General features: G+C 70.4%; 9 protein-coding genes. 5 read left to right on the forward strand and 4 right to left on the reverse strand.

Annotation, left to right across the window (positions count from 1 at the left end):
• Positions 1–310: alpha/beta family hydrolase (locus tag VIM26_RS21915; RefSeq protein WP_331955231.1), on the reverse strand; the 310-nt coding region annotated here is incomplete at its 3' end.
• Positions 311–418: 108 nt separating this feature from the next.
• Between VIM26_RS21915 and VIM26_RS21920 the strand changes: the two genes are divergently transcribed.
• The 3 genes from VIM26_RS21920 (at position 419) to VIM26_RS21930 (ending at position 2,246) form a co-directional block, all read left to right on the forward strand.
• Positions 419–913 carry a MarR family winged helix-turn-helix transcriptional regulator gene (locus VIM26_RS21920; protein WP_331955233.1) on the forward strand — a complete coding sequence of 165 codons (495 nt, stop codon included), beginning with the start codon at positions 419–421 and terminating at the stop codon, positions 911–913.
• Between the two features lie 101 nt (positions 914–1,014).
• The gene (locus tag VIM26_RS21925) at positions 1,015–1,821 is read left to right on the forward strand and encodes an MBL fold metallo-hydrolase (RefSeq protein WP_331955235.1); all 807 of its coding nucleotides are present in this window, start codon (positions 1,015–1,017) and stop codon (positions 1,819–1,821) included.
• A 5-nt stretch (positions 1,822–1,826) separates the two neighbouring features.
• The gene (locus VIM26_RS21930) at positions 1,827–2,246 is read left to right on the forward strand and encodes a nuclear transport factor 2 family protein (RefSeq protein WP_331955237.1); all 420 of its coding nucleotides are present in this window, start codon (positions 1,827–1,829) and stop codon (positions 2,244–2,246) included.
• Here VIM26_RS21930 and VIM26_RS21935 read toward each other — a convergent pair whose 3' ends face one another.
• On the reverse strand, positions 2,247–2,822 hold the full coding sequence (locus VIM26_RS21935) for a dihydrofolate reductase family protein (RefSeq protein WP_331955239.1): 576 nt from the start codon (positions 2,820–2,822) through the stop codon (positions 2,247–2,249).
• A gap of 116 nt (positions 2,823–2,938) precedes the next feature.
• Here VIM26_RS21935 and VIM26_RS21940 point away from each other — a divergent pair, with 116 nt between their 5' ends.
• Positions 2,939–3,718, forward strand: coding sequence for a DUF1206 domain-containing protein (locus VIM26_RS21940; protein WP_331955241.1), 780 nt, complete (start codon positions 2,939–2,941; stop codon positions 3,716–3,718).
• A gap of 44 nt (positions 3,719–3,762) precedes the next feature.
• Here VIM26_RS21940 and VIM26_RS21945 read toward each other — a convergent pair whose 3' ends face one another.
• Both VIM26_RS21945 and VIM26_RS21950 read right to left on the reverse strand, forming a co-directional pair.
• Complete coding sequence (locus VIM26_RS21945) at positions 3,763–4,788, reverse strand: zinc-binding dehydrogenase (RefSeq protein WP_331955243.1); 1,026 nt, start codon at positions 4,786–4,788, stop codon at positions 3,763–3,765.
• A 53-nt stretch (positions 4,789–4,841) separates the two neighbouring features.
• On the reverse strand, positions 4,842–5,612 hold the full coding sequence (locus VIM26_RS21950) for an SDR family oxidoreductase (RefSeq protein WP_331955245.1): 771 nt from the start codon (positions 5,610–5,612) through the stop codon (positions 4,842–4,844).
• A 119-nt stretch (positions 5,613–5,731) separates the two neighbouring features.
• Here VIM26_RS21950 and VIM26_RS21955 point away from each other — a divergent pair.
• Positions 5,732–6,803: transposase (locus tag VIM26_RS21955; RefSeq protein WP_331955247.1), on the forward strand; the 1,072-nt coding region annotated here is incomplete at its 3' end.

Here is a 6,803-nt window from a genome sequence, read left to right on the forward strand (position 1 = left end):
AGCGCCCGCCGACGACGATCGGTTGCTCCCCGAGCTCGGTGCGGCGCAGGTGCTGCACGACCGCCGTCCAGGCGACGTCGAGCATGGGCGCGCGCGGTGGGGCGCGCCGGCCGGCGACCCGGTACGGCTGCTCGACCAGCGCGACCGTGAAGCCGGCCTCGTTCGCGGCGGTGGTCACCGCGAGCAGGTCACGGGCCGCGACCGAGCCGCCGGCGCCGTGCCCGAGCACGAGGGCGCCGCGCGGTGCCGGCACCGGGTGCAGGTGAGCGGCCGCAGGGCCGTGCGGGGTGTCGATCGTGATGGTGAGCATGGGCTTCGATCCTGGCACGGGAGGCGGGCAACACTCGGGCCAGAGCCGCTCGCGGGATGATGGGCAGCGGCGCGTCTGCGTCGCGACAGTGGCGAGAAGGGTGGGTCGGTGGAGCAGGACGCGCAGATCACGACGGCCAAGCAGGCGGCGGACGATGAGCAGGTGCTGGCGTTCGGCTGGCTGCAGGGGGCGGCGAACCGGCTGGGGTACATCCTGGGCCGGGCCATCGAGGAGGAGTTCGGGATCACCCACCTGATGTTCGAGGTGCTGCTGATCCTGGGCCGGGCAGGCGGGCCCGGAATGTCGATGCGAGCGGTCGCCCAGGAGCGGGTTCTCACCACGGGCGGGGTGACCCGGCTCGTGGACCGGATGGAGTCCGCGGGCCTGGTGGCTCGCGACGAGGATCCGGAGGATCGCCGAGGACGGCTCGTGCGGCTGACGCCGCTCGGGGAGGAGACCGTGGTGCGGGCCGCCCGCCTGCACACGGAGAATGTCCAACGGTTCTTCCTCGACCCGCTGCCCGCGGAGCATCGCGAACGATTCGCGCGCGACCTGCGGACGGTGAGCCTGGCGGCACGCGACGCGCTACCCCGCCTGCGCTGAGGGGCGCTCTCGACTCTCGGAATACCTGACACGTCAGTCACTGTTGTGTCAGGCGACAGGCTCGCGGAAGGCGGGTTCTGCAGCAGAGAGAGCAAGGACCCATGAGCACCCTCGACTTCACGGTCATCGACCTCGACTTCCCCCTCGGCTCCAAGAACAAGACCGCCACCCTGATCACCGGCGAGGAGCAGGCGTTCCTGATCGATGCTGGCTTCACTCGTGCCGATGGCCACCGGCTGGTCGCCGAGATCCTCGACTCGGGCAAGGTGCTGACCACGGTCTTTCTCAGCCACGCCGACCCCGACTTCTACTGGGGCGCCGAGGTGATTGCCGACGCCTTCCCGGAGGCCGAGATCGTCGCGACCCCCCTGGTGATCGAGCACCTGCGGGCCGCGTACGAGGGAAAGCTCAAGGCCTGGGAGGCCCTCGGGAACAACCGCCCGACCCGGCGCGTCGAGGTGGCCGAGCTGACCGGCGACCTCACCTTCGAGGGCCACGTGTTCCAGCTCAGGGGTGGCAACCCCGGCCTGCCCGACCGTCACTACCTGTGGCAGGCCGAGCACCGGGCGATCGTCGGCGGCGTCCTGCTCTTCCAGGACGAGCACGTCTGGGTCGCAGACACGGCCACCGTCGAAGCGCGCTCCGCGTGGATCGAGCTGCTCGACGAGATGACGGCGCTGGAGCCCGCGTTCGCCGTCCCCGGCCACCGGTTGCCGACCAGCACCCTGGACGCGAGCCCGATCGCGTACACCCGCGGGTACCTCACCGCGTTCGAGGCCGAGCTGAACGAGGCCGACAGCAGCGAGGCGCTCACCAAGGCGCTCGTCGCCCGCTACCCGGGCGCCGGCATGCTCATCGCCGCCCAGCTGGGCGCGAAGGTTGCCACGGGCGAAATCACCTGGGGCTGACCGCCATGAACGAGGCCTCCGACCTGCACACCTCCGCCTCCCCTGCCGACGTCGTGCGGCGCCAGTACCTCGCCTCCGCGCACGGCGACCTCGTGGCCCTGCGGGCCACGCTGGCCGACGACGTCGAATGGACCGAGATGGCCGGCTTCCCGCTGGCCGGCACGTATCGGACGCCCGACGGCGTCACCTCCGCCGTCATGGAGCGGCTGGGCGCGGACTGGGACGGCTGGACCGCCCATGACGACACCTACGTCGTCGAGGGGGAGAACGTCGTCGTCCTGGCCCGCTACACCGCCACCAACAGGGCCACCGGCAGGGGCATCAACGTTCGGGTCGCGCACCACTTCGTCGTGCGTGGCGGACGCATCGTCCGCTTCGAACAGTTCGTCGACACCGCCAAGGTCCGCGACGCGATGCCGGCCTGATCAGCTCGTCGAGTGGCCCGGGCGTCGGTACCGCAGCATGACGACCCCGTTGCCGAAGGTCCGGGTCTCGGCGAGCTCGAGCTCCATCCGTGAGTCGGAGATCGGGAACAGCGGCTTGCCGCGCCCGATGACGACCGGGTGGACGAAGATCCGGTACTCGTCGATGAGGTCGTGCCGCATGAAGGAGGCCGCGAGGTCGGGTCCGCCGACGACCAGGTCGCCACCCGACTGGGCCTTCAGCGCCAGGACCTCGCTGGGGACCACGTCCCGCGCGATCGTGGTGTTCCAGTCGGCCCGCCCGAGGGTCCTCGAGTACACGATCTTGGGCATGTCCAGCCAGATGCGCGCGAACTCGGCCATCCACGGAGGGCTCGCCGGATCGGCGTCGGCCGCCGGCCAGACCCCGGCCATCAGCTCATAGGTGACCCGCCCCGCCAGGAACGCGCCCATCGGGGCGAGCGTCTCGTTGAAGTAGCGGTGCACCTCCTCGTCGACCAGGTGCCAGTCGATCTCGCGGTTCGGTCCCTCGATGAAGCCGTCGAGGGATATCCCCAGCATCAGGATGATCTTTCTCATCGGTCCGCGCCCTTCGTCGCTCCGAGTCTCCACGAACGACCTGCGCTTGCGCGAGAGTCTCGCAGCGAGAAGGATTTGATCCGGCAGGTCGACAAGGGGGCGTCATCGTGGGTCTCATGAACAAAGGTGTCCGGTCGGCGGCTTCGAGCGCCGGCGACAACCCCGTGCTGGAGTCCGGCGCGCGCCTCGGGTACGCCGCGAGCGGCGTCCTGCATCTGACGATCGCGTGGGTCGCCGTCCAGCTCGCCTGGTTCCACACGAGCGGGGGAGCGGACCAGTCGGGCGCCCTGCACACGCTCGCGAGCACGGGTCTTGGCGCGTTCCCGCTCTGGATCGCCGTGGTCGGGTTCGCCCTGCTGGGCCTGTGGCAGCTCGCCGAGGCGGTCGCCCGACGCGACGCAGGCACCCGGGCGATGGCCGCGGCCAAGGGCGTCGTCTACCTGGCGCTCGCCTGGTCCGCGGTCGCGGTGGTGAGCGGCTCGGGGTCGAGCGGCTCGAAGCAGACCGTCGACGTCACGGCCACCTTGATGGGCAAGCCGTTCGGGCGGGTCCTGGTCGGCGCCGTGGGCCTGGCCGTCATCGGCGTCGGCGGATATCACCTGGTCAAGGGCGCGACGGCGAAGTTCCTGAACGACCTGCGCGAGAACCCGGGGACGTGGCTGGTGCGCGCGGGCCGCTTCGGGTACGTCGCGAAGGGGATCGCGCTCGCCGTCGTCGGCGCCCTGTTCGTGGTCGCGGCCGCGACGCGCAATCCCGCGAAGTCGCAGGGACTGGACGGCGCGCTGCGGACCCTGCTCCACGCGCCGTTCGGTCCCGTCCTGCTCACGATCGTCGCCCTGGGCATCGCCGCCTACGGCATCTACTCGTTCGCCCGGGCCCGTTACGCCCGCGTCTGAGGAGTGCCGCCCACGGAGTCGGGCGGGTCCTGCGGCGGCCTCGGTCAGTGGATCGGCTCCGCGTGCCACAGGTTCACGAGGACCTTCCCCGAACCCTCGGAGTCCTTGGCGGACGCGAACGCCTCCGCGGCCGACGCGGCCGGGACCTCGTGGGTGATGACGTGTTCGATCGACGGGGTCGCATCGAGGATGCGCACGGCGTCGTCGATCTCGTCGTCGAACCGGAAGCACCCGCGCAGCTGGATCTCCTTGGAGATCAGCGGGGCGAGCGCGATCGGGTGGGTGCCCGTGGCGAGCATGCCGACCTGGACCAGGATCCCGGCCTTGCGGACGGCGAGGATGGCGGCGTTGATGGCCGGCGCGGCGCCCGAGCACTCCAGGGCGACGTCGAAATAGCTCTCCGGGAGCTGCTCGGTGCCCACCTGGACGGTGCGGTGCGCGCCGACGAGCTTCGCGCGGTGCAGCGGACCCGGCAGGACGTCAGTGCAGACGACCTCCGCCGCCCCCTTCGCGAGCGCGGCCGCGGCCGCGAGCAGCCCGATCGGCCCGGACCCGGAGACCAGGACGCGCTTGCCCTCGACCCCGCCGGCGATCGTGATCGCGTGCAGGCCGACCGCGAGCGGTTCGGCCAGCGCGGCGCGGCGCAGCGACAGCGTGCCCGGCAGCACGCGGACCATGTCCGCGGCGACGACGAGGAACTCGCTCATGCCGCCCTGGGTGTGCGGCCAGGTCGACGCGCTGCCAAGGTAGGCGCCGTTCGGCCACAGGTGCCGGTGGTCCTCCAGGCCCGGCTCGCTGTCCCCGAAGGTGGCCGGGTGCACGGTCACCGGGGTGCCGGGCGGGTAGGCGCCGCTGGGATCCAGGTCCACCGTGCCGGAGATCTCGTGGCCGGGGACCAGCGGCTCGCGCACGACGAAGGCGCCGTTCGCGCCCTCGAAGTAGTAGTGCAGGTCCGACCCGCAGATGCCGGCGAAGGCCATCCGCAGCCGCACCTGGCCGGGACCCGGCTCCGGGGTCGGGACCTCTTGCGCGCGGATGTCCAGCTTGTCGTGGATGACGAGGGCTTTCATGGCGAGTTCTCCTTCGGGGGGACGACGACGACGGCGGTTGGCGCGGGCGCGGCTCAGACCACCGAGGTCATCCCGCCGTCGACGAAGATGTTCTGGCCCGAGACGAACCCGGAGGCCGCCGAGGACAGATACACGAGGGTGCCGACGAGCTCCTCCACCTTGCCCCAGCGCTGGGCCGGCGTCCGGTTCACGACCCAGCTGTCGAAGGCCTCGTCGGTCCACAGGTCGCGGTTCATCTCGGTCGCGAAGTACCCGGGGGAGATGGCGTTGATCTGGATGTTGAACCGCGCGAGGTCGGCGGCCATGCCCTTGGTCAGCATGACCAGGCCGCCCTTCGAGGCGGAGTACGGCGCGATCGTCTGGCGGGCCAGCATCGCCTGCACGGAGCCGATGTTGATGATCTTGCCCGACCGGCGCTCCGCCATGCCGCGCGAGATCTGCTGGGAGACGTAGAACGCGCTGGACAGGTTCGTCGCGACGACGTCGTCCCAGTCCTTGGGCTCGAAGTCGTTGAACGGGGCGCGACGCTGGATGCCGGCGTTGTTCACCAGGATGTCCGGGACACCATGGGAGGCCACGAGGGCCGCGACGCCGTCCTTGACGGCCGCCGCGTCGGTGACGTCGAACGCGACGGTGCCCACCTCGACCCCGCTGGCCTCGGCGATCTCGCGCCGGGCCTCGTCCAGCATCGCGCCGCCGCGGCCGTGCAGCACCAGGTTCGCGCCGGCGCTCGCCAGCCCGCGGGCGAGGGCGTTGCCCAGTCCGCGCGATGAGCCCGTCACGAAGGCGAGCTTCCCGGTGAGATCGAACAGGTTCTCAGTCATCAGAGTTTGCCCACGAAATCCCTGGCTTCAGCCATGGGGAGGTAAGGGTGCTTCTGCTTGGTTTGCGACACGCTGGTTCCTTTCGGTCGAACGTCAGTGCTAGCCGGTATGGTGGAATTATGCCCATTGAGACGGTTCGGTACACGTACCGCCTCCGTCCGGGCGCGCGGGCTGAGGCCTCGCTGATCTGCGAGTGGAACCGGTGCCGGTTCCTGTGGAACGAAGCCGTCCACCTGTCTACGATCGGGCCGAAGCCCACGTTCGGGAAGCTGTCGAGGCTCCTGACCGAAGCGCGCGGGGCGCACGCCTGGTTGCGGGAGGGTTCGCAGATCGCCCAGCAGCAGACCCTGCGCAACTACGCCCGGAGCCTCGACCAGTCGTTCAAGGTCGAGGGGCGCGGGCGACCGAAGTTCAAGGCGCACAAGAAGACCCTGCCGTCCCTCGAGTACACGACCAACGGGTTCACAATGAAGGACGGGCGCCTGGTCCTGGCCAAGGGCGTCACCGTCCCGGTCGTGTGGTCCAGGGGCCTGCCGTGCGCCCCGACGAGCGTCCGCGTCTTTCAGGACTCCCTCGGGCACTGGTACGCGTCGTTCGTGGTGCGCCGCGAAGCCCAACAGGCGGCGGCGGCCCAAGGTGGTATCGGTGTGGACTGGGGCGTCGCCGCCACCGCGACCACGACGAACCCCGTGTTCGACCTGCCGCACTCCCAGCATCGAAAGCGGTCCGCCGATGCCCTCGCCAAAGCGCAGCGGCGCATGGCGCGCCGGCACCGCGCGAACGGGGCGCAGTCCAACGGGTACCTGCGTGCGCGCCACGAGGCGGCGGTTCTGCACAAGAAGGGCGCCCGGCAAGTCCAGCACGACTCCCGCGTCTGGGCCAAGAGGGTCGTCGAGGCCCACCAGCTGATCGCCGTGGAGGACTTCAGACCGAAGTTCCTCGCGAAGTCCACCATGGCGCGCAAGGCCGCTGACGCCGCGATCGGCGCAGCCAAACGTGAGCTGATCTACCGGGGTTTGCGGGCTGGCCGAACGGTGGTGTTGGTTCAGCCCGCGTACACGACCATGACCTGCTCGAGGTGCTTCGCGAGAGCCAAGCGGCACCTCGAACTGGGTCAACGAATCTTCACGTGCTCGACCTGTGGCTTCACCGCGGGCCGGGACGTGAACGCTGCCAGGGTGATCCTGGCTG

It is taken from the genome of Pengzhenrongella sp. (genome assembly GCF_036565025.1).
Lineage (GTDB): Bacteria > Actinomycetota > Actinomycetes > Actinomycetales > Cellulomonadaceae > Pengzhenrongella.